At 64.1% G+C, this 20,858-nt stretch carries 13 protein-coding genes and 2 tRNA genes; 8 read left to right on the top strand and 7 right to left on the bottom strand.

Annotated elements, in window-relative coordinates:
• The 3 genes from JKL46_RS19950 to JKL46_RS19940 form a co-directional block, all read left to right on the top strand.
• On the top strand, positions 1 to 114 hold a 114-nt coding region (locus tag JKL46_RS19950; RefSeq protein ID WP_201836389.1), incomplete at its 5' end, for an aldehyde dehydrogenase family protein.
• A 335-nt stretch (positions 115 to 449) separates the two neighbouring features.
• Positions 450 to 525: transfer RNA gene (locus JKL46_RS19945), tRNA-Ala, on the top strand.
• Between the two features lie 136 nt (positions 526 to 661).
• Positions 662 to 736, top strand: a tRNA-Gly gene (locus JKL46_RS19940).
• Positions 737 to 1,253: 517 nt separating this feature from the next.
• On the opposite strand, the gene JKL46_RS19935 is transcribed toward JKL46_RS19940, so the two are convergent.
• Positions 1,254 to 2,951, bottom strand: coding sequence for a methyl-accepting chemotaxis protein (locus JKL46_RS19935; RefSeq protein ID WP_201836387.1), 1,698 nt, complete (start codon positions 2,949 to 2,951; stop codon positions 1,254 to 1,256).
• A gap of 470 nt (positions 2,952 to 3,421) precedes the next feature.
• On the opposite strand from JKL46_RS19935, the gene JKL46_RS19930 reads away from it, so the two are divergent.
• Positions 3,422 to 3,955, top strand: a complete 534-nt coding sequence (locus JKL46_RS19930; RefSeq protein WP_201836385.1) for an SRPBCC family protein — start codon at positions 3,422 to 3,424, stop codon at positions 3,953 to 3,955.
• A 64-nt stretch (positions 3,956 to 4,019) separates the two neighbouring features.
• Here JKL46_RS19930 and JKL46_RS19925 read toward each other — a convergent pair whose 3' ends face one another.
• The 5 genes from JKL46_RS19925 to JKL46_RS19905 form a co-directional block, all read right to left on the bottom strand.
• Entirely contained in the window at positions 4,020 to 4,907 is an 888-nt protein-coding gene (locus JKL46_RS19925; protein WP_201836382.1) for a cation diffusion facilitator family transporter, read from the bottom strand.
• Positions 4,908 to 5,105: 198 nt separating this feature from the next.
• Positions 5,106 to 7,082, bottom strand: coding sequence for a CHASE2 domain-containing protein (locus JKL46_RS19920; protein WP_343074083.1), 1,977 nt, complete (start codon positions 7,080 to 7,082; stop codon positions 5,106 to 5,108).
• A 2-nt stretch (positions 7,083 to 7,084) separates the two neighbouring features.
• A complete protein-coding gene (locus JKL46_RS19915) occupies positions 7,085 to 10,738 on the bottom strand; it encodes a FecR domain-containing protein (RefSeq protein WP_201836380.1) in 3,654 nt (1,217 codons plus the stop codon).
• Between the two features lie 258 nt (positions 10,739 to 10,996).
• Complete coding sequence (locus JKL46_RS19910; RefSeq protein ID WP_201836378.1) at positions 10,997 to 14,641, bottom strand: FecR domain-containing protein; 3,645 nt, start codon at positions 14,639 to 14,641, stop codon at positions 10,997 to 10,999.
• A gap of 203 nt (positions 14,642 to 14,844) precedes the next feature.
• Positions 14,845 to 15,231 (bottom strand): response regulator, encoded by a 387-nt coding sequence (locus tag JKL46_RS19905; protein WP_201836376.1) that lies wholly within the window; start codon positions 15,229 to 15,231, stop codon positions 14,845 to 14,847.
• 364 nt (positions 15,232 to 15,595) lie between these two features.
• Between JKL46_RS19905 and JKL46_RS19900 the strand changes: the two genes are divergently transcribed.
• Positions 15,596 to 16,336: a glutamine amidotransferase gene (locus JKL46_RS19900; protein ID WP_201836374.1), complete on the top strand. Its 741-nt coding sequence runs from the start codon at positions 15,596 to 15,598 to the stop codon at positions 16,334 to 16,336.
• Between the two features lie 2 nt (positions 16,337 to 16,338).
• Here JKL46_RS19900 and JKL46_RS19895 read toward each other — a convergent pair whose 3' ends face one another.
• Entirely contained in the window at positions 16,339 to 17,772 is a 1,434-nt protein-coding gene (locus tag JKL46_RS19895) for a helix-turn-helix domain-containing protein (protein WP_201836372.1), read from the bottom strand.
• A gap of 187 nt (positions 17,773 to 17,959) precedes the next feature.
• Between JKL46_RS19895 and aceA the strand changes: the two genes are divergently transcribed.
• The 3 genes from aceA to osmF all read left to right on the top strand — a co-directional run bounded on the left by aceA (position 17,960) and on the right by osmF (position 20,625).
• The gene (aceA, locus tag JKL46_RS19890) at positions 17,960 to 19,279 is read left to right on the top strand and encodes an isocitrate lyase (protein ID WP_201836360.1); all 1,320 of its coding nucleotides are present in this window, start codon (positions 17,960 to 17,962) and stop codon (positions 19,277 to 19,279) included.
• Between the two features lie 40 nt (positions 19,280 to 19,319).
• Positions 19,320 to 19,529 carry a DUF4170 domain-containing protein gene (locus JKL46_RS19885; RefSeq protein WP_201836346.1) on the top strand — a complete coding sequence of 70 codons (210 nt, stop codon included), beginning with the start codon at positions 19,320 to 19,322 and terminating at the stop codon, positions 19,527 to 19,529.
• Positions 19,530 to 19,710: 181 nt separating this feature from the next.
• On the top strand, positions 19,711 to 20,625 hold the full coding sequence (gene osmF, locus JKL46_RS19880) for a glycine betaine ABC transporter substrate-binding protein OsmF (protein ID WP_201836343.1): 915 nt from the start codon (positions 19,711 to 19,713) through the stop codon (positions 20,623 to 20,625).
• Positions 20,626 to 20,858: the final 233 nt, after the last annotated feature.

The following is a 20,858-nucleotide window of genomic DNA, read 5'->3' as shown; positions in this document are numbered from 1 at the left end:
AACGAGATGGCGCCGTTCGGCGGCGTCAAGCAGTCGGGGCTTGGCCGCGAGGGCTCGAAATACGGCATCGAGGGCTTTCTCGAGATCAAATACGTCAATGTCGCTGGACTATAAGGAGCGGAGCTTAGCCGCTGCATGGGGCCGCAGTTGAGGGATCGGGATCGTCCAGCAGGCCAATTCCTCCCGAGGGAGCGTCGCTCACTCCAATCTCTTGCTTGACAGACCAGTAGGGGGTTAGTAGGGGAACAGCGTCAAAAGTCTTCGACGGCCTTAGGACGCTATCCTTAACTAAGCCGTTGTGACGAGAGGGTTTTTTAAAACCTGACTGGCTTCTTCAAACTGCGTCTAATACCGAGACCGGTAATTCGTAATGAGGGGGCAGCGGTTGGAATCTCTCTTGCGGCACCGTTCCACTTCTGACGGCAACGTCGGGTTGGAAGGTATGGCAGGGGGTCATAGCTCAGTTGGGAGAGCGCTTGAATGGCATTCAAGAGGTCGGCGGTTCGATTCCGCCTGGCTCCACCATCCTGCTAGCACATCGTGCGGAAAAGTGATTTCGGTTTTCCGCGCCGGACGATGTGCCAACATGACGAGGAGCATCGGATTGCTCCCAAAAGTGCATTCCACTTTTGGGTCCGATGCTGAAAACGAGACGGAGCGTGCGGGTGTAGCTCAGGGGTAGAGCACAACCTTGCCAAGGTTGGGGTCGAGGGTTCGAATCCCTTCGCCCGCTCCATTTCCTTCCGGGAAATTCCACCGACAGGTCGCCTTCGGGCGCCTTTCGTGTTTATCGGCTCTGGGCCCACGCAAACGGGCCCGCTCCATAGGAGGGAGCCGGGCCCGCGGTGACTCGAGGTCACACGTCATTGACGTTTCTTCCGGGTAAACCGGTTGGTCATTTCAGAATGTCGGGCCGAAGGGTGTCTCCAGCGCTCAATATCTCGACGTGGAGGGGGTCTTCTGCCCAGGCGAAATCGCTATGCGAGCCTCCATCCATTGATGCCGGGGCGGGTGCCCGGTTTGTCGATTTTTGCGGATGCGGCTTCGGTAGGGAACCCGCACGAGCATGTGGCCGATCCGCTCTCTGCGATGAGTCTTTCTCCAGGAGTGAGACCGTGACCCATCGTGAATACAAAGCAATTCGAACGATGCTTGTTTCAGCGTGGCGGGAAAAAAATGAGCCCGGCTAATGATATAGCCGGGCCCAAGTTGCTCTTTGCAAGTCGCTCTTTGAAGGTCTCACTTGATGGCCGTTACGCCGCCTTGACGCCGTGGAGGAAGGTGGCGACCTCCTGTCCGAGATCGCTGGAATGGCGCGCGAGGTCCTGCGCCGCGCCAAGCACCTGCCCGGCTGCGGAACTCGTTTCGCCCGCGCCCTGCTGCACGTCGGCGATGCTGCCGGTCACGGCTTCCGTGCCGCGCGCCGCCTCCTGCACATTGCGTGCGATCTCGGCGGTGGCCGCACCCTGCTCCTCCATCGCCGCCGCGATCGAGGTCGAGATCTGCGACATCTCGGTGATCGTACGGGCGATCTCCTGAATGGCCGTGACCGTCTGCTGGGTCGCGTGCTGCACCGAGCCGATCTGGGTCGATATCTCTTCCGTCGCCTTTGCGGTCTGGCTCGCCAGCTCCTTGACCTCGGTCGCCACCACGGCAAAACCCTTGCCCGCTTCGCCGGCGCGCGCCGCCTCGATGGTGGCGTTGAGCGCGAGCAGGTTGGTCTGGCCGGCGATGGTATTGATCAACTGCACCACGTCGCCGATCTTGCTCGCGGTGACGGCGAGATCCTGCACCGCCGCATCGGTGCGCCGCGCGCCCAGCACGGCGCGGTCGGCGATCTGCGAGGACTGGGCGACCTGGGACGCGATCTCGCGGATCGAGATCGAGAGTTCTTCCGTCGCGGCGGCCACCGTCTGCACATTGGCCGAGGTCTGCTGGGCGGCGGAGGAGACCGTCACCGATTGCTGAGTGGTCTGGCCTGCGACCTGGGTCATCGATTGGGCCGTGGCCTCCATCTCGGTGGCGGCCGCGGAGAGCCCCTGCGTCAGGGCGGAGACATTCGATTCGAAGCGCCGGGTCAGCTGGTCGAGCGCCTCGGCGCGACGCATCTTGGCCTGGCTCTCGACCTCCTGCTCGGCGGCGAGACGGCGGGCCTCGATGGCATTGTCCTTGAACACCTGGAGCGAGCGGGCAAGCGCACCGACCTCGTCCTTGCGCTCGGTGCCGGTGACCGTGACCGTCAGGTCGCCGTTTGCGAGGCGGTCCATGGCGCCGGTCATCGCCGAGATGGGACGGGCAATGGCGTAGAGGACGATCCAGGCGAGCAGGGCGATGGCGACGATCAGACCGACGACCGAGGATTCGATCAGAATCGTGGATGTATCGGAGGCCAGCGCCTCTGCTTCATCAGCCGCATGATCGAGGGCCTTTAGATTGACATTGATGCGCTCGGTCAGGAGATCGCGGGTCTTCCGGCGCAGGTCGCGCGCTTCGCCGTTGGAGATCTGGAGCGCGGAGAAGTCGTCGTCCTTCAGCGCATGCGCGACGCTCTTATCCATCTGGCTGAAATAGGCGACGAGGGTCGCCTTGATGCTGTCGTTGATGGCGCGGCGCTCCGCCGAGCCGGATAGGGCGGTCAGCTCGTCCATATGCTGCAAAGCGAGCTTCTTGTACTGCTGGTAGACGCCTTCGGCGCTCTGAAGCCGGTCCGGTTCGACCGAGGAGAACAGGATCAGGTTCTTTTCCTGGATGCTCGCTTCGTTCACCTCGGCATTGATCTGCAGGATCTTGATCAGCCGGGCGGTTTCGACGCTGGTCAACTCTTTGGTGTCCGCCGACAGGGCGTCGAGGCCGGTCTTCGCGACGGTGACCAATCCGATAGCGATGGCGACGAAAATAACGGTCGGAATCGCGATTTTGACGATCAATTTGAGATTATTGAGAAAACGCATGGGTCTGACATGACCTGCTCGCATCGCCGCGAGGGGCGCGCGCCCCCACGACGCGCATGAAACCAGGCGCTTATTTATAACTGACCCCGATATGGCGATGCATTACGGGGAATTACTTAATCTCGACCATTTTCGTGATGAAATTATTGTTTTGAACATTAGTTTGGTAATGATTTCGTAACTTTTTACTTTGCGAGGGCATCATCTGTCCTGACACGGAAGAGAGGCGGCGATTCATTAAACCACATGGTTGACATTACGGGGAAAACGATCATATTAAACCACATGGTTGAATCAAAAATACCTCGGCTGCGCCGCATCTTTGGGTTTTCATGCGCTAGCCAGCGCCCCTGGATCCCTTGCGACGACGCCTCATTCGAGGATTTTTGGAACGACCGGCTGGACGTGCTCGAACGGCTCCTCCGCGAGGAGGATGCAGAAAAATCCCCCACCTGCGAAGGAGACGAACCATGACCGACCTTGCAACACTCGACGATTACGGCACCCTGTCCGAGCCCGATACGCTGACGATACAGCGCGTCCTGCCGGGGCCGATCGACCGGGTCTGGGCCTACCTGACGGACAGCGACCTGCGCAGCCGGTGGCTGGCGGCGGGCCAGATGGAGATGAGAGTCGGCGCGCCTTTCGAACTCGTTTGGCGAAACGATGATCTGAGCGATCCGCCCAGCCAGCGGCCGGAAGGGTTCTCCGCCGAAATGCGAATGCAGAGCCGGATCACGGAGCTCGACCCGCCCCACAGGCTGACGATCAGCTGGGAAGGCAGCGGCGACGTCTCCTTCGAGCTCGAGCCGAGGGGCAGGGAGGTTCTGCTCACCGTGATCCACCGCCGCCTGCCCGATCGCAGGACCATGCTGATGGTCGGCGCCGGCTGGCATACCCATCTCGACATCCTGGTCGCCCATGCGACGGGCCGGAAGCCGGAGCCGTTCTGGGACACTTGGACCCGCCTGCGCGAAGACTACGACCGGCGTATTCCGGCCTGACGAAAAGCCGCCGAGAGTCCCGCCCGGCTCGACCGGGCGGGGCGTCCGATCCCAAGGCAGCGTCCTACAGTACCACGATGCCTGCGTGCTTGGCCTTGTTGTCGGGCTCCACATGGATGGTGATGAGAGCATCCTTCACATCGGCCTTCAGCTCGCGCTCCAGGCGATCGCAGATGTCGTGGGCCTCGGTGACGCTCATGCTTCCCGGCACGACCAGATGGAAATCGATGAAGGTCATCCGGCCGGCGTGGCGCGTGCGAAGATCGTGCGCCTCGATGGCACCCTCCGCATTGACCGCGATGATCTCGCGGACGCGGGTAAGCGTGGCCTCGGGCAGGGCCTCGTCCATGAGGCCGCCGATGCTCTCCTTCATCAGGCCCCAGCCCGACCAGAGAATGTTGACCGCGACGAGAGCGGCGAGCGCGGAATCGAGCCAGACCCAGCCGGTGAGCGGAACGAGCAGCAGGCCGACGATCACGCCCACCGAGGTGAAGACGTCCGTGAGGAGATGGCGCCCGTCGGCCACCAAGGCGGGCGAGCGCATGAGCCGGCCGCGGCTGATCAGAATAAAGGCCCATATGGCATTGATCGCGCCGGCAAGGGCGTTGATGGCAAGACCCTGGATCGGCGCGTCGATCGGCTTCGGCGCCAGGAAGCCGAAATAGGCTTCGCGCAGGATCGCAAGCGCCGCGACGATAATGAGCACGCCCTCGAGAACGGCGGAGAAATACTCGACCTTGTGATGGCCGTAAGGATGGTTGGCATCCGCCGGCGCGGCGCTGAGACGGACGGCCATGAAGGCCGCGACCGCAGTCACCATGTTGATGATGCTTTCCAGCGCATCCGAATAGAGCGCAATGCTGCCCGTGATGTAATAGGCAACATATTTCAGGACGAAAACAACTGTTCCGACGAATATGCTGCCGATGGCAAGTTTTTGAATCTTGTCCATGGCGCGATGCGATAATGAGGGCTCGGTGGGGGAAACGAGGCGACCTTATAGAGACTGTTCCTGCAAGCGCAAGATATTGTTTTTACATGCAATTCGTTCGCAAAATCATCGGTGATGCCGAAGCCCTTCACGTGAAGGTCGAGCCTGCGGCGACATCGCGAACGGGCGTGGATCCGATCGCCGCTCCTGGCGGCAGCATCACTCGGGGAGTGACGCTGCCTTGACCAGGACCTTGCCGTAATATTTCGACAGGGACGGAGCGAGTGTCTGGCAGTGCTGAGCGAGTGCCAAAGCTTCCACGCGTCGGCCTGCTGCGATGCTGTCGAGCAGCGTGGGCTGCAGTTCGGTCAATTCTACAAGCGCCGGATCCTGCCGCTGTTCGCCGGGCGCGACGATGGTGAAGATGGCCGATTTCTCGCTGCGGCCTTTGACGGCGATGCTGTCGAGCTCGATCAGCACGAAATGCTCCTGCAGCGCCTGCGCGGTGGCGGGCCCGAGCACGATCGAGACGCCGTATTCCTTCGACAGGCTCTCGAGGCGCGCGGCGAGGTTCACCGTGTCGCCGAGGACGGAGTAATCGTAGCGCCAGCGCGATCCCACATTGCCGACCACGCAATCGCCCGTGTTGATGCCGACGCCGATGGCGAAGACGGGCGCGTCGTCCCCCTGCTCCCGCCTCAGCTCCGCATTCAGGGTTTCGACCGCCGCCAGCATGCGCATGGCGGCGCGGGCGGCGCGCAGGGGGTGGTCGGGACTCGGCAGCGGGGCATTCCAGAACGCCATCACGCAATCGCCGATATACTTGTCGATGGTGCCGCCTTCCGACAGCACTGCCTCCGAGAGCGGGTCGAGCAGGCGGTTGATGAGGGTGGTGAGCCGTTCCGGCTCGTCCTTCAGCTTCTCCGACAAGGTCGTGAAGCCGCGCACGTCGCAGAACAGGATCGACAGGTTGCGCCGCTCGCCGCCGAGTTTCAGCGCGCTCGGATCGCGGGCGAGCTGCGCCACGAGGTCGGGCGAGAGATAGCGCGAGAAGGCTTCCGACACCGTGCGGCGCAGATGCCGTTCGCGGGCATAGTCGAGGCCGAAACGGCTTCCGAACACCGCGAGCGCGGCTGCGGCCGGCAGGGCCGGCGGTGCCCAGACGCGGCCGAAGCGCAACACTGCCCAGGCGCCGACGATGAAGAAAGCGAGGAGAAAGACGGCCGACAATCCTGTCCGCCACGTAACGCCGCGCGTGCAGAACGCGGCAGCGAGGAACGCTCCCGCGATCACGAGCAGCACCATGACCGGGCGCGGCACGGGCAGCAGATAAAGATTGTGCCGGAGATTGTCGAGGATTGTGGCCTGGACTTCCACGCCCGCCGTGAGCGTGCCCTCGGTCAGCGTGTAGGGCGTCGGGAAGGTATCGGGAGCGCCCGCATCGGCGGTCGTCGCGGCTTGGAGACTCAATCCCACCAGAACGACCTTGTCCTTGAAGTAGTTCGGCGGGAGGAAGTTTTTTGGATCCAGGGCCTGATAATAGGATGCGGTCGGGTAAGAACGACGCGGCCCGAAATACTGGATCAGCGCGCCATCGGGAGCAACCGCTTGCGGCTCCCCCTTCAGCCGCAGCGCTTCGGCAGCGAAGGAATCCGACATCGACGGCATGCGCCGAAGATAAGCGTCTCCATCGAGATGCATGGAGGCGATGCCTGCAACCGCACCGGCATCGAGAAAGGGATCGAGCGGATTGACCCTGGTGACCTGCGTGCCCTGCTCCAGCGGCGTCGTGACGTCGTCCGCCGCCAGGACCACATCGGGGCCAAGCACTTTTGCCAGGGCGGTATCGGATTCCTCGGTGGTGGGATCGGCGAAGATGATGTCGAAAGCGATCACCTTCGCGCCTGCCGCGCGCAGGCTCTCGACCAGCTTCGCGTGAATGTCGCGCGGCCAGGGCCAGCGCCGGCCGATCTCGCCGATGGACGGCTCGTCGATCGCAACGATCACGGCGCCGGGCTGTGCCGGCAGAGGAGGGGAGATGACCGAGAGAATGTCGTAGAGCCGCGCTTCGATCAGGCGGAAGGGCGGAAAGAACAGCACCGGGATCAGGATCGCGGCGATGAGCCCCGCCATGGCGAAGTGGCGCCAGAGGGGTTCTCCGCCTTGATCGCTCGATGCCGAACCTTGATAGCTCACCGTCAGAACCTGGCTTTCAGGCTCGCCTCGAAGGTGCGCCCCGGTCCGCGGAGGTCGGTGGCGAGCTCGTAATACTCATCGAGAAGGTTGAGCACGCTCAGGCCGAAAAGAAGGCGCCTGTCAGGCGTTTCCCAGGTCAGCGCCGCATCCGCGGTCCAGTAATCGTCGATCTCGCGATTGACGAACGTGCCGGTGACATCGGCGCCCGCGATATCGGCGAAATAGGTTCCGGCGACGGTGAGCTTGAGGCGGCTCGGATGAACGAACGTCATGCCTGCACGGGCGAACTTGCCGGGCACGAAGGGAACGTCCGCTCCTCGCTCAACGCCCGAGAGCACTTCGGACGAGATCGTGCCGATCGTGCCGAACACGCCGATGCCGTGCGTCAGCCAGAGATTGGCCGATGCCGCGAACCGCTCGATGCGTGCTTTCGCGATATCGACGGACTCGAAGGTGTAGGCGATCGGAAGGCTCAGATCCTGCGCATCCTGGCGCTGGTACTCGACCGAGGTGAAGATGTTCGGCGACCATTCCGCATCCCAGCGCAGAGCGAGCGTCTTCGTTTCCGCGCCGAGCGATGTGGGAAGCGTGTTCGGCACAAGGCTCACCGTGGTCACGGGTGCCAGGGTAAAGGCGATGGGCTGAAGCGTGTCCTCTCGATAGGCGGCGCGCAGCCATTGCCCTTCGAACGGCGAGATGCCGATGCCGAAGCGCGGAGAAATGGCGTCGTCTTCCGACTGATCGCCGGCCTTGAAGGTGCTGCGCTCGATTCCCGCCTCTGCTTCAAACCAGTCGAGGGGACGCCAGAACGCATCCGCATAGAGACGCGTGCCCCTGAAATCCGCATCGGCTACCTGGCTATCGGGAGTCACGCTGACCGGATTGCCAGCGGCATCGAAAACGTAGTTGAAACCGCTTCCTCGGGCGAAGGTTCGTCCTTGCTGGGCTTCGAACCCGTAGTGAAACGTCAGATCTCCGACCCCGATCATGTGCGACAGAACCGCTGAGGCGCCCTCGGTTCTCGTGCGGTTCCAGGTCTGATTTCCGACGGGCGCGCCGAGACGATCAAGACCCACGACCTGCGAATAGCGGCGGTCGAGGCCGCTCAGGCCGAAGATTGCGGCCGTCAGCACATTGCGATCCTCGAAGCTGTGGCTCCAGCCGGCGCCGCCCAGCACGGCGGTGTTGTCCTGCCGTCCGTCGAAGAAAAACCTTGGGTTGCTGATCCGCGCCAGTGCCGGCTCCTGGTTGGCTCCCGCTCCGAAGACGAGGAAGCGATCCGCCGCCGAAGGGGACATGCCGACGAAGAAGGAGCCGTTATTGACCTCGTCGCGATCGATGGGATCGCGCCCATTCGCTTGACCCCGGCTGGCGGTGAGGGCGAAAGAGGTTGGAAGCGGCTCGTTCGAGAAGCCCTGGACATTCAGCTCCGCGCCCCAGCCGAGACGGCCATTATGGGGCAGCACGGACCCGCCGATCTCCACGTCGAGGAAGGGGCGGCGAAGCAGGTCGATGCGCCCGATGCGGCCCGAGACGGCAAGCGGATCGAAGAACAGCCCCTGAACCGTGAGGTTCAGCGCCGTGAGATCGACGCCGACCCCGCTTTCCACATTGGCGATATCGGGCCGGCCCAGCACGAGATTGGGCCGTTCCACCGCCGCCTGGTCGAAATAGGCCGAGGCGATGAAGGGATCGAAGACCCGGTCGCCATAGAAGCGCGACCACTCGTTCAGGTTCAGGAAACGATAGGCCTGAGCGGGGTAGGAGCCGCCCTCCTTGTTGATGGCGAGCCCCGCGAAATCGCCGCCGCGCTGGCGGTAGCGGCGCAGGGTCTCGCGGGCGGCCTCTACGGCTTGATCCGCCTGATACTGATCGATGGCGATGGCCGTGCGGACGCTGGAGACGACGGGGTCGTTCGGATCGAGCCGGTCCGCGTTGTCGAGCGCCTGATCGGCAAGCTCCTCGTCGCCGTCCTGGTAATAGGCGATGGCCGCCATGAGCAGGCCTTGCGACAGGCCGGGATTGGCGGCGGATCCGGCGAGGATGGCCTCCAGACCCTTGGCGGATTCGCCCTTCTGCAGCAGGTAGCGGCCGCGGGCGATATAACCCACGCTGAAGGCGGGATCGAGAGAAAGGGCTTTGTCGATCAGTGCCCCCGCCTCGTCGACCCGGCTCTGGTCGAGCAGCAGGATCGCGAGATTGGCATAGGAGGCGGGGCTGCCCGGATCGGCCTCGATGGCGCGGCGCAGGGCCTCCTCCGCAGCGAGCGGCCGGTCGCGGTCGGACTCGAACAGGCCGAGGCTGTTCCAGACATTGGAATTGCCCGGCGCGGTGACGGCGGCGCGGCGCAGCGCCTCGACCGCCGCGTTCACCTCGCCGTCGATGTCGCCGCGGATGTTGCTGTCGGCGGCGATCACCTCGGGGTCATCCGGATCGATGGCCTTGGCCCTGGCGATGGCGTTCCGCATCTCCTCGCGCCGGTTGAGGGCGTAGGCGATCTGCGCCGACATCACCGCGATGCGCTCATCCTTCGGAAAGCGCTTTTCCGCGCCCTTCAGCACATCTGCCGCCGCGCTCAGATCTTCCCGAAAAGCCACCACATAGGCATGGGCGAGGACGGCGAAGGGCTCGTTGTGCGAGAACTTGGGCTCCGGATAGACGCGCTTCGGATCGGCGAGGGACTGCGCGACATAGCGCCCATAGGCCGCGAAGATGCGCCGCTTCGGATCGAGGCCGCGCTCGGCTCGTGCAAACAGCGCCGCGGCTTCCGACCAGCGATGCTGCGAACCGAGCAGCGCCGCCTCGACCAGATCGGCGCGGGCGCGCTGCGCAGCGCTCAGGCGCTTGGCGCGGGCCTGGGCGAGGGCATCCGTCGCCACGGCGCGGCCGTCGAGGGAAGGTGCGACCTCGGCCAGGACGAGCCAGTCCTCGGCGCTGCGGGCCTCCGGCGCGAGCGCGACGACCCGGTTGCGCTCGGTGCGCGAGGCGCGTCCCGTCAGCGGCGACGTGGAGATGGAGGAGAAGGTATCGCGCAGGCTCATGTAGAAGAGCATCTGCTCGCGATCGTTGGAATTGGTGAGCACGAACTTGGTCGGGGCCTGGCCGATGGAAACGGAGGCGCCCTCGCCCTGGCGCACCGTGACCGAGCCCTGGGCGTTGGAGAGTTCGACCACGCCTTCGAGCACGATCAGCGAGGTGCGGCCGCCCTCGACCGAGAGCGACCAGTCGGTGCCGCGGATGGCGGCGACCGCGGCCGGGGTCTTGACGTCGACGCCGGAGCCGCCGCGGGCGGCGCGGGCCCAGATGTTGCCGCCCTGCAGGCTCAGTTGCGTCGTGCCGGCATTGCTGCCGGCGACGTCGTTGACGGTGAGGGTCGAGTTGCGGCCGACGCGGATCTGGGTCTGGTCGGCGAACAGGATGGCGAGGTTGCCGATCTCGTTGGTGCGCAAGGTGTCGCCGCCGAGGACGCTCTGCTGGATCAGGGCGGAGCGCCAGAGCTCCTCGCGCACGAAGCGCATCTCCTCGCCGCCCTTGGCGGCGACGATGGCGCCGGCGGCGGGCGTGGTGCGCGGCACGGGGGCTTGCGCCTGCGCGTCGGCAAGGCACAGCACGAGCGCGCTGGTCGCGGCCAGAAGCCTGAAAAATCGTACGGGCATGGGGAAACCGGCTGGGGTCGGAAGGATACCTGCTCTAACGTTACTTCACCTTAGCAGCAAGAGCGCAGGATCAAAGCCGATTTACACAAGGCAGGATGTGCTTTGGGGCACAGGGTGAACGATTGCGGCATTCGCGCCACAGAAGCGATACGCTTGCAGGGAAATCGGCAAAGAACATACTCCGAGAGAGCGTCCATTCGGAGGTATGCCGTTCCAGCTTGGCGCTTTTGAATGAGAACCTGTCGAGGCCGCTCGCCGTCAGAATCTGGCTTTCAGGCTCGCCTCGAAGGTACGCCCGGGTCCTTTGGTATCCGGCGCCAACTCGTAATACTCATCGAGGATATTGAGTATGCTCAGGCCGAAAAGCAGGCGCCGGTCCGGCGTCTCCCAGGTGAGTGCCGAATCCGCGGTCCAGTAATCGTCGATCTCGCGGCCCGCAAGATTGCCGGCGATATCGCCAACGAAGGTACCCGCGAGCGTGAACTTGAGCCGGCTCGGATGAACGAAGGTCATGCCTGCGCGGGCGAACTTGCCGGCCATGAAGGGGACGTCGGCGCCTCGCGCCTCGCCCGCGCGCACTTGCGTCGAAATCGTGCCGATCGTGCCGAACGCGCCGATGCCGTGCGTCAGCCACAAATTGGCCGTCGCCGCGAGGCGGTCGATGCGCGCTTCTCCGATGCCGATGCTGTCAAGAGAGTAAGCAATCGGCAAGTTCAGGTCTTCCGCGTTCTGGCGCTGATACTCGACCGAGGTGAACACATAGGGTGACCACTCCGCATCCCATCGAAGAGCCAAGGTCTCCACCTGTCCACCAAATCCGGCAGGCAGGTCATTGGGAACTAGACCGACAGTCGTTACGGGAGCCAAGGTGAATGGAATCGGCTGCTTCGAGTCCCCTCGGAAGGCTGCCCGGAGCCAATGGCCTTCCAAGGGCACAATGCCAATTCCAATGCGCGGCGAGACGGAATGATTGCCATCATCATTCGCTTCGAAGGTGCTGCGCTCGATGCCGGCCTGGGCCTCGAACCAGTTAGACGGACGCCAGAACGCATCCATGTAAAGACGGGTCGCCTCGAAATTGGAGACTGTCAGCCTGTCGGTATCGACGAATTCCTCGCATTCCCGAGTGGTAAAATTGTAGTAGCAACCTTCGCCCACGAAGCGTGATACAGAGCGTCCCCGCTGCGCCTCCAAACCATAGTGAAGCGTTACATCGCCGAGCCCGATCATATGAGAGAGGGCGGCTGAACTCCCTTCGACACGAGTCCGTGTCCAGGAATACGCAATGAGGCCGAGAAACGGGCTGTAGTCGAAGGTTTCCAAGCCGTTCTGATGAAGCCGATCGATCGTATTGGTTCCGAAGATTGCGGCCGTCAGCACATTGCGATCGCCGAAGCTGTGGCTCCAGCCGGCGCCGCCGAACGCGGCGGTGCCGTTCTGTATGAAATCGGTGACGCTGTACTCGGTGACGGCTTGAGCAATCGCAGGTTTCTCGTTTGCCGCCGTGCCGAAGATGAGGAAGCGGTCTGCCGGCGTGGGCGTCGTACCGATGAAGAAGGAGCCGTTATCGGCATTCTCCCGATCGATGAGATCGCGCCCGTTCGCCCCGATGCGGCCCGCGGTCAGGTTGAAGGCTACGGGAAGCGGCTCGTTGGAGAAGCCTTGGACATTCGCATCGGCTCCCCAACCGAACTTGCCGTTATGGTGCAGCAGGGCTGCGCCCACTTGCGCGTCCAGGAAGGGACGCCGGATGAAATCGGCGCGTCCAATGGGGCCGGCGACGGCCAAGGGGTCGAAGAAGAGGCCCTGGAGTGCAAGGTTCAGTGCTCTCGGATCGAAGCCGGCGCCACTCTCGATGTCGGAAACCTCCGGCTTTGCCGTAACAATGCCCGGCCTCCGGACAGCCGACTGATCGAAATAGCTCGATGCATCGAACGGATCAAAGACGCTGTCGCCGTAGAAGCGCGACCACTCGTTCAGGTTCAGGAAGCGATAAGCCTGAGCAGGGTAGGAGCCGCCGTCCTTGTTCCCCGCGAGTCCCGCGAAATCGCCGCCGCGCTGGCGATAGCGCCGCAAAGTTTCCCGCGCGGCGAGAACGGCCTGATCCGCTTGGTATTGATCGATGGCTATGCCTGTTCGCAAGCTCGCGGCGGATGGACTGTTCGGATCGAGCCGGTCCGCATTGTCGAGCGCCTGAATGGCGAGTTCGTCATCCCCGTTCTGGTAATAGGCGATGGCGGCAAAAAGCAGTCCCGAGGACCAGCCGGGATTGGCGGCGGATCCGGCGAGGATGGCTTCCAGACCCTTGGCGGACTCGCCTTTCTGGATCAGGTACAGGCCGCGGGTGATGTAGGCCGTATGGAAGGATGGATCGAGAGACAATGCCTTGTCGATCAGGGCGCCTGCTTCCTCGAAACGATTCCGGTAGAGCAGTACCCGCGCGAGACTGGCATACGGGGCGGGGCCGCCCGGATCGGCCTCGATGGCGCGGCGCAGGGCCTCCTCAGCGGCGAGCGGCCGGTCGCGGTCGAATTCGAGCAGGCCGATCCCATGCCAGATATCGGCATCGCCCGGCGCGGTGACGGCAGCCTGGCGCAGAGCCTCGATCGCGGCCTTGATCTCTCCATCGACATAGCCACGGATGCTGCTGTCGGTGATGACGACTCGCGGATCCTCGGGATCCAGTGCTTTGGCCTGCGCGATGGCCTCCCGCATCTCCTCGCGCCGGTTGAGGGTGAGGGCGACCTGCGCAGCCCTCCTTGCGACGCGCGCATCGTTCGGAAAGCGCTCTCGAGCGTCCTTAAGCACCTCGGCGGCGGCCGGCAGATCCTGCTTGAAGGCGATCACATGGGCATGAGCCAGTGCCGCGAAGGGCTCGTTGTGCGAGAACTTGGGCTCCGGATAGACGCGCTTCGGATCGGCGAGGGACTGCGCGACATAGCGCCCATAGGCCGCGAAGATGCGCCGCTTCGGATCGAGGCCGCGCTCGGCTCGTGCAAACAGCGCCGCGGCTTCCGACCAGCGATGCTGCGAACCGAGCAGCGCCGCCTCGACCAGATCGGCGCGGGCGCGCTGCGCAGCGCTCAGGCGCTTGGCGCGGGCCTGGGCGAGGGCATCCGTCGCCACGGCGCGGCCGTCGAGGGAAGGTGCGACCTCGGCCAGGACGAGCCAGTCCTCGGCGCTGCGGGCCTCCGGCGCGAGCGCGACGACCCGGTTGCGCTCGGCGCGCGAGGCGCGTCCCGTCAGCGGCGACGTGGAGATGGAGGAGAAGGTATCGCGCAGGCTCATGTAGAAGAGCATCTGCTCGCGATCGTTGGAATTGGTGAGCACGAACTTGGTCGGGGCTTGGCCGATGGAAACGGAGGCGCCCTCGCCCTGGCGCACCGTGACCGAGCCCTGGGCGTTGGACAATTCGACCACGCCTTCGAGCACGATCAGCGAGGTGCGGCCGCCCTCGACCGAGAGCGACCAGTCGGTGCCGCGGATGGCGGCGACCGCAGCCGGGGTCTTGACGTCGACGCCGGAGCCGCCGCGGGCCGCACGGGCCCAGATGTTGCCGCCCTGCAGGCTCAGTTGCGTCGTGCCGGCATTGCTGCCGGCGACGTCGTTGACGGTGAGGGTCGAGTTGCGGCCGACGCGGATCTGGGTCTGGTCGGCGAACAGGATGGCGAGGTTGCCGATCTCGTTGGTGCGCAAGGTGTCGCCGCCGAGGACGCTCTGCTGGATCAGGGCGGAGCGCCAGAGCTCCTCGCGCACGAAGCGCATCTCCTCGCCGCCCTTGGCGGCGACGATGGCGCCGGCGGCGGGCGTGGTGCGCGGCACGGGGACCTGCGCCTGCGCGTCGGCAAGGCACAGCACGAGCGCGCTGGTCGCGGCCAGAAGCCTGAATGATCGTACGGGCATGGATGCGGCTTATTCGATCGGCATTTGCTATAACGTTGCAATAACATAACAGCAAGACCAATGGATCAAAGCCGATTCACATCATGGACGATGATTTTGCAGCACAGGATGAACGAGTGCGGCGCTAAAGCCAGGGTGCGCGAAGGCATCTAGGCCAGGCACCGACGACCGCCGGTTCCGAACGACGGCGTATATCGCTTCCGTTACGGCGCTTTGGTGCGGGCCATCAGAAGCTTCTGCTTCAGATCGTGCTGGGCGAAGGGCTTCTGCAGGACCGGGCGGTCGCGGAAGGTGTCGCGGATTCCGGCGCTGCCATAGCCGGTGGAGAACACGAAGGGGATCGAGCGCTGCGCCAGAGCCTCGGCCACCGGATAGATCGGCTCGCCGGCGACATTCACGTCGAGGATCGCCAGATCGACCTGTTCACGGCCCACCGCCTCGAGGGCTGCCGACAGGCGGGCGGCCGGGCCGATCACCTCGCAGCCGAAATCGAGAAGCATGTCCTCCAGGAGCAGGGAGATCGCAGCTTCGTCCTCCACAACGAGGATCCGCAGGCCGTTGAGATCACCTTCGCTTATGCTGTCGGTCACGGTTTCTCTTTCTGTCGCGCTGGACGCCGGTGGAGTTTTCCGCAGAACGGGGGAGACATGCCCTGAATGCCTTGGACGTCATGCGTAGGAATCAGAGGGTTCTATCATCTTTGCACATCCATGCAAAAGAACGCCGCGCCGCGGCCGATCCATGATATCGTTCCGAGGGCTATTTAGAGGGCTGATCTCTTTTGCCCAGCCTCTTCGGGTCAATAACGCATGGCCGCCGGAAAGGGTCGCCTTCCTTCATGCTCCTTTCCCTCGAGCCCCTTGCGGAGGGCGGGCCTTGTCCTGAATAATCGATCCATGATCCCGCGCGACTGCCCCCGTCACATCCCGAAAATCCGCCCTTCGGAGCGATGCCATGCCTAGGCGAGCCCCCAAGGCACCAATCCTGGTCGTCCTGCACCAGGAGCATTCGACGCCCGGGCGGGTGGGGCGCCTGCTTCGGGAGCGCGGCTATCCCCTTGATATCCGCCGTCCCCGTTTCGGCGATCCGCTGCCGGAGACTTTGGCCGGTCATGCGGGCGCCGTGATTTTCGGCGGGCCGATGAGCGCCAACGATCCTGACGATTTCGTGAAGGCCGAAATTGATTGGATCGGCGTGGCGCTCAAGGAGAACAAGCCCTATCTCGGCCTCTGCCTCGGGGCGCAGATGATGGCGAAGCATCTCGGCGCCCGCGTCTGGGCCCATCCCGAGGGCCGTGCCGAGATCGGCTATTATCCACTGCTGCCGACGCAGGCGGGCCAGACTCTGAGCGAGGATTGGGGCGTTCCCTGGCCGAGCCATGTCTACCACTGGCACCGGGAAGGTTTCGACTGCCCCACCGGGGCCGAGACCCTGGCGACCGGCGACGACTTTCCGACCCAGGCGATCCGGTCCGGCGAGAAAGCCTTCGGCCTGCAGTTCCATCCGGAAGTCACGCACGCCATGATGTGCCGCTGGACGGTGATGGCCGAGGAGCGCCTGCGCATGCCCGGCGCACAGGACCGCATCCGGCAGCTGGCCGGGCGCTTCCAGCACGATCCGCACGTGTCCCGCTGGCTCGACCGCTTCCTCGACCATTGGCTCGACGACCCGCTTCCCAAGCGCTTGCGAGCCTGATGTCAGGTCGCGTCGAACTCGAACGGCGAGATTCCGCGCTTCATCTCGTCGACGATCAGCGCATGCATCAAAGGCGGCGCCGCGCGCTGCGGGCAGGCGGCCCTTTCGCACAGGCGGCAATTGATGCCGATGGGCGTGGCGTCGGCGGAGGCGAGGTCGTGGCCGCGGGCATAGACGAGGCGGTGGGCATATTTCAGCTCGCAGCCGAGGCCGACCACGAATTGCGGATCGGGAGCGCCCCAGGGATTGAAGGCGCGCCTGACCGTGCGGGCGATGGAGAACCAGCGCGAGGAATCCGGCAGCTCGACGATCTGGGTCGCCACCTGACCCGGTGTGCGGAAGGTCGAGTGCAGGTTCCAGAGCGGGCAGGTGCCGCCGAACTGCGAGAACGGGAAGCGGCCGGAGGAGAAGCGCTTCGAGACGTTGCCGGCCGAATCGACCCGCACCAGGAAGAAGGGGATGCCGCGGGCATTGGCGCGGGCGAGCGTCGTCAACCGGTGCGCCACCTGCTCGAAGCTCGCGCCGAAGCGGGCGCCGAGCACCTCGACGTCGTAGCCGAGCGCCTCCGCCGCCGCGTGGAATTTACCGTAGGGCATCATCAGCGCGCCGGCGAAGTAATTGCCGAACGAGACCCGCAGGAGGCGCCGCGCCGGCCCGTCGACGGGCTCCAGGCGGGTGGCGAGCGCATCGATGGTCTCGCGCATTTCGGCGAAGGCCAATTGGTAGGCGGCCTGGAAGGTCCTGCCGGAAGGATCTACCAGTTCGGAGATCAAGAGCTGCCGGCGGTGATGGTCGTAGCGGCGCAATGAATCCGGCATCACGTCGACGGGCATCACCCGCACCCGGATTCCGTGCCGGGCGTGCAGACGCTCGGCGATGGCGAAGAACGGCTCGTGGCCGGTCGCGGCAAGGTCCGAGGCGAGGGCTTCGGCAGCCTCGTCCAGTTCGGGAAAATGGTTTCGGGCATCGTGGATCAGCTCGCGCACCCGGTCGACCGGGTTGACCTGCAGCGCGCCCTCGGCCCGGTCGCGATCGCTCAAGTTCGGCGTCACCGCCTCGCGGGCGCCGCGCAGGGCCTGATAGGCTCGGTAGAGGCGGTTGATGGCGTCGACCAGCGAGGGAGCGCTCTCCACGGCCTCGCGCAGTTCGAGACGCGCGACCGGCGTCGAGCGGAAGAGCGGATCGGCGAAAACCTCCTCCAGGTCCGACACGATGCGCCCGTCGTCGTCGTTGGCGAATTCCCGCGGGTCGAGGGAATAGGCATGGGCCAGGCGGATCAGCACCTGTGCCGTGATCGGGCGCTGGTTGCGCTCCATCAGGTTGAGATAGCTCGGCGATAACCCGAGCTCCTCGGCCATGCGGGATTGGCTCAGATTGAGCTCGCGCCGCAGGCGCTTCAGGCGGGGGCCGACGAAAAGCTTTCTGCTCTCATCCATGTTGTAAATCTTTTTACAAGTTTACACAGCGTGTGTTGTCAAAGCTTTACAGGGCGACTTTTCTTCACAAATCCAGCGTTGAAACAAGGGCTTCGTCGAGGGTTAATGAGAACAAGACGTCCTGCTGCTCTGCAACAATTCTGGCTCGAAGGCAGGTTTTGTCAAGAAATGTAAAGAAGGATGAGACATGACCACCGAGACTATTCCGGGCTCGACCGCCAACCTGATCCCCTCCGCTCCCGAGGGGCGCTTCGATGGCATCCGCCGTCCCTATTCGGCCGCGGACGTCGATCGTCTGCGGGGCTCCGTGCAGATCCAGCACACGCTTGCCGAGCGCGGGGCGCAGCGCCTGTGGCAGCTCCTGCACGAGCGTCCCTACGTCCATTCGCTCGGCGCCATGACCGGCAACCAGGCCATGCAGATGGCGAGAGCGGGACTGGAGGCGATCTATCTCTCCGGCTGGCAGGTGGCGGCGGATTCGAACGTGGCCGGCGCCATGTATCCCGACCAGTCGCTCTACCCGGCCAATTCCGGCCCCGAGCTGTGCCGGCGCATCAACCGCACGTTCCAGCGCGCCGACCAGATCGAGCACGCGGAGGGCGGGGCGAAGCGCGACTGGTTCCTGCCGATCGTGGCGGATGCGGAGGCGGGCTTCGGCGGCCCGCTCAACACCTTCGAGATCATGAAGGCCTATATCGAGGCGGGCGCGGCCGGCGTCCACTTCGAGGACCAGCTCGCCTCGGAGAAGAAATGCGGCCATCTCGGCGGCAAGGTGCTGATCCCCACCTCGGCCCATGAGCGCAACCTCATCGCCGCGCGCCTCGCCGCCGACGTGATGGGCACCTCGACCCTGATCATGGCCCGCACCGATGCGGAATCGGCCAAGCTCATCACCTCGGACGTGGACGAGCGCGACCGCCCGTTCATCGAGCCCGACAGCCGCACGCCGGAAGGTTTTTACCGCCTCAAGGACGGCACCGGCCTCGACCATTGCATCGCCCGCGGCCTGGCCTATGCGGAGCTCGCCGACCTCCTGTGGTGGGAGACCTCGCACCCGGATCTCGACGATGCGAGAAAGTTCGCGGAGGCCGTCCACAAGCGCTATCCGGGCAAGCTTTTAGCCTATAACTGCTCGCCCTCCTTCAACTGGAAGAAGAAGCTCGACGACGCCACCATCGCCAGGTTCCAGCGCGAGCTCGGCGCCATGGGCTACAAGTTCCAGTTCGTGACGCTGGCGGGCTTCCACCAGCTCAATTACGGCATGTTCGATCTGGCGAGCGGCTACCGCGAGCGCGGCATGGGCGCCTATTCCGAACTGCAGGTGGCCGAGTTCGCGGCGGAAGCCGAGGGCTACACCGCCACCCGTCACCAGCGCGAGGTCGGCACCGGCTATTTCGACCAGGTGTCGGTGGTCATCACCGGCGGCAAGTCCTCCACCACGGCCATGGCGGAATCGACCGAGACCGCGCAGTTCCAGAATTCGGCCAAGCTTCAGGCCGCCGAGTGAAACTCGAAAACCTCAAACCTTGCACCAACGGAGATCGATCATGACCAAGTCACGTTTCTGGGTTGTCGGCGGCGAGTACACCTCCTGCGACTGCGACACCATCGTTCAGGGCACCGAGCGGGTGGTCGGCCCCTTCGAGAGCCGCAACGAGGCCGAGCGCACCTGGCGCAGCCTCTCGGAGGATCACCGGCCCCAGGCCCAGGTCCGCTTCACCATCGCGCAGGAGCCTCCGACGACCCTGAGCGCTTAAGAGGCCCCCGAGCGTCCAAAAAGGGTCGTCCCCGCCGGAGGATGAGGGTTCCTTCGGCGGGTTTTTGGCGCTCCCTCACGCGATCTTTTTATCCCCCGCCCGGACTCTTCCCGGGGCCCCCCTGCCTAAACGGGCGAACTGTCCTAAAAACACCGGGGCACAGTTCCTCAAGGGGGTTCGCATGAAGACCGTCCTCAAGTCCCTCACCTTTGCCCTCGCCCTCGGTTTGGCGGCCGCGACCACGGCCAAGGCCGATGTGGTGGTTTCGTCGAAGATCGATACGGAGGGCTCGGTTCTCGGCAACATCATCCTGCTCGCCCTCAATGCCAACGGCATCAAGACGCAGGACAGGATCCAGCTCGGCGCGACCCCGGTGGTGCGCAAGGCGATCACCGCCGGCGAGATCGACATCTATCCCGAATATACCGGCAATGCCGGGTTCTTCTTCAACAAGGCCGACGATCCCGTCTGGAAGGATGCCGCCAAGGGCTACGAGATGGCCAAGAAGCTCGACTTCGATGGCAACAAGATCATCTGGCTCGATCCGGCTCCCGCCAACAACACCTGGGCCATTGCCCTGCGCAAGGATGCGGCCGATGCCAACAAGCTGAAATCCATGTCCGATTTCGGCCAGTGGGTCACCAAGGGCGGCAAGGTGGTGCTGGCGGCCTCGGCCGAATTCGTGAATTCCGAAGCCGCCCTCCCGGCCTTCCAGAAAACCTATGAATTCAAGATGAAGCCCGATCAGCTCATCGTGCTCTCCGGCGGCGACACGGCGGCCACCATCAAGGCGGCGGCGGAACAGACCAGCGGCGCCAACGCCGCCATGGTCTACGGCACCGACGGCGGCATCGCGCCCTCAGGCCTCGTGGTGATGGCGGACGACAAGAACGTGCAGCCCGTCTATGCGCCCGCTCCCATCGTTCGCGAATCCGTTTTGAAGGAGAATCCGAAGATCGCCGAGATCCTCAAGCCGATCTTCGCCTCTCTGGATCTTGCCACCCTGCAGCAGCTGAACGCCCGCGTTCAGGTGGGCGGCGAGCCGGCGAAGACCGTGGCGACGGATTATCTGAAAACCAAGGGCTTTTTGAAGTGATCTGAGGTTTCGATCTCGTATGCTGGCTCACAAAGGGTTTCCGCCCTCAAAGCCCTCATCGTGAGGAGGCCGTCAGGCCGTCTCGAAGGACGAGGGCGTCTCCAGTGCTCTCTGGATCCTCCTTCGAGACGCCACTTCGTGGCTCCTCAGGATGAGGCGAGAGATTGATGGGCCAGGTTCTCAAGATATAGGTGGTGTCATAAGGGCCGGCAGCTTTGTGAATACGATCTCGT

The sequence above is a fragment of the Microvirga zambiensis WSM3693 genome, assembly GCF_016735695.1.
Taxonomy (GTDB): Bacteria; Pseudomonadota; Alphaproteobacteria; order Rhizobiales; family Beijerinckiaceae; genus Microvirga; species Microvirga zambiensis.
The sequence above is the reverse complement of the archived record's forward strand: the minus strand, read 5'-3'. Positions and strand labels throughout refer to the sequence as shown.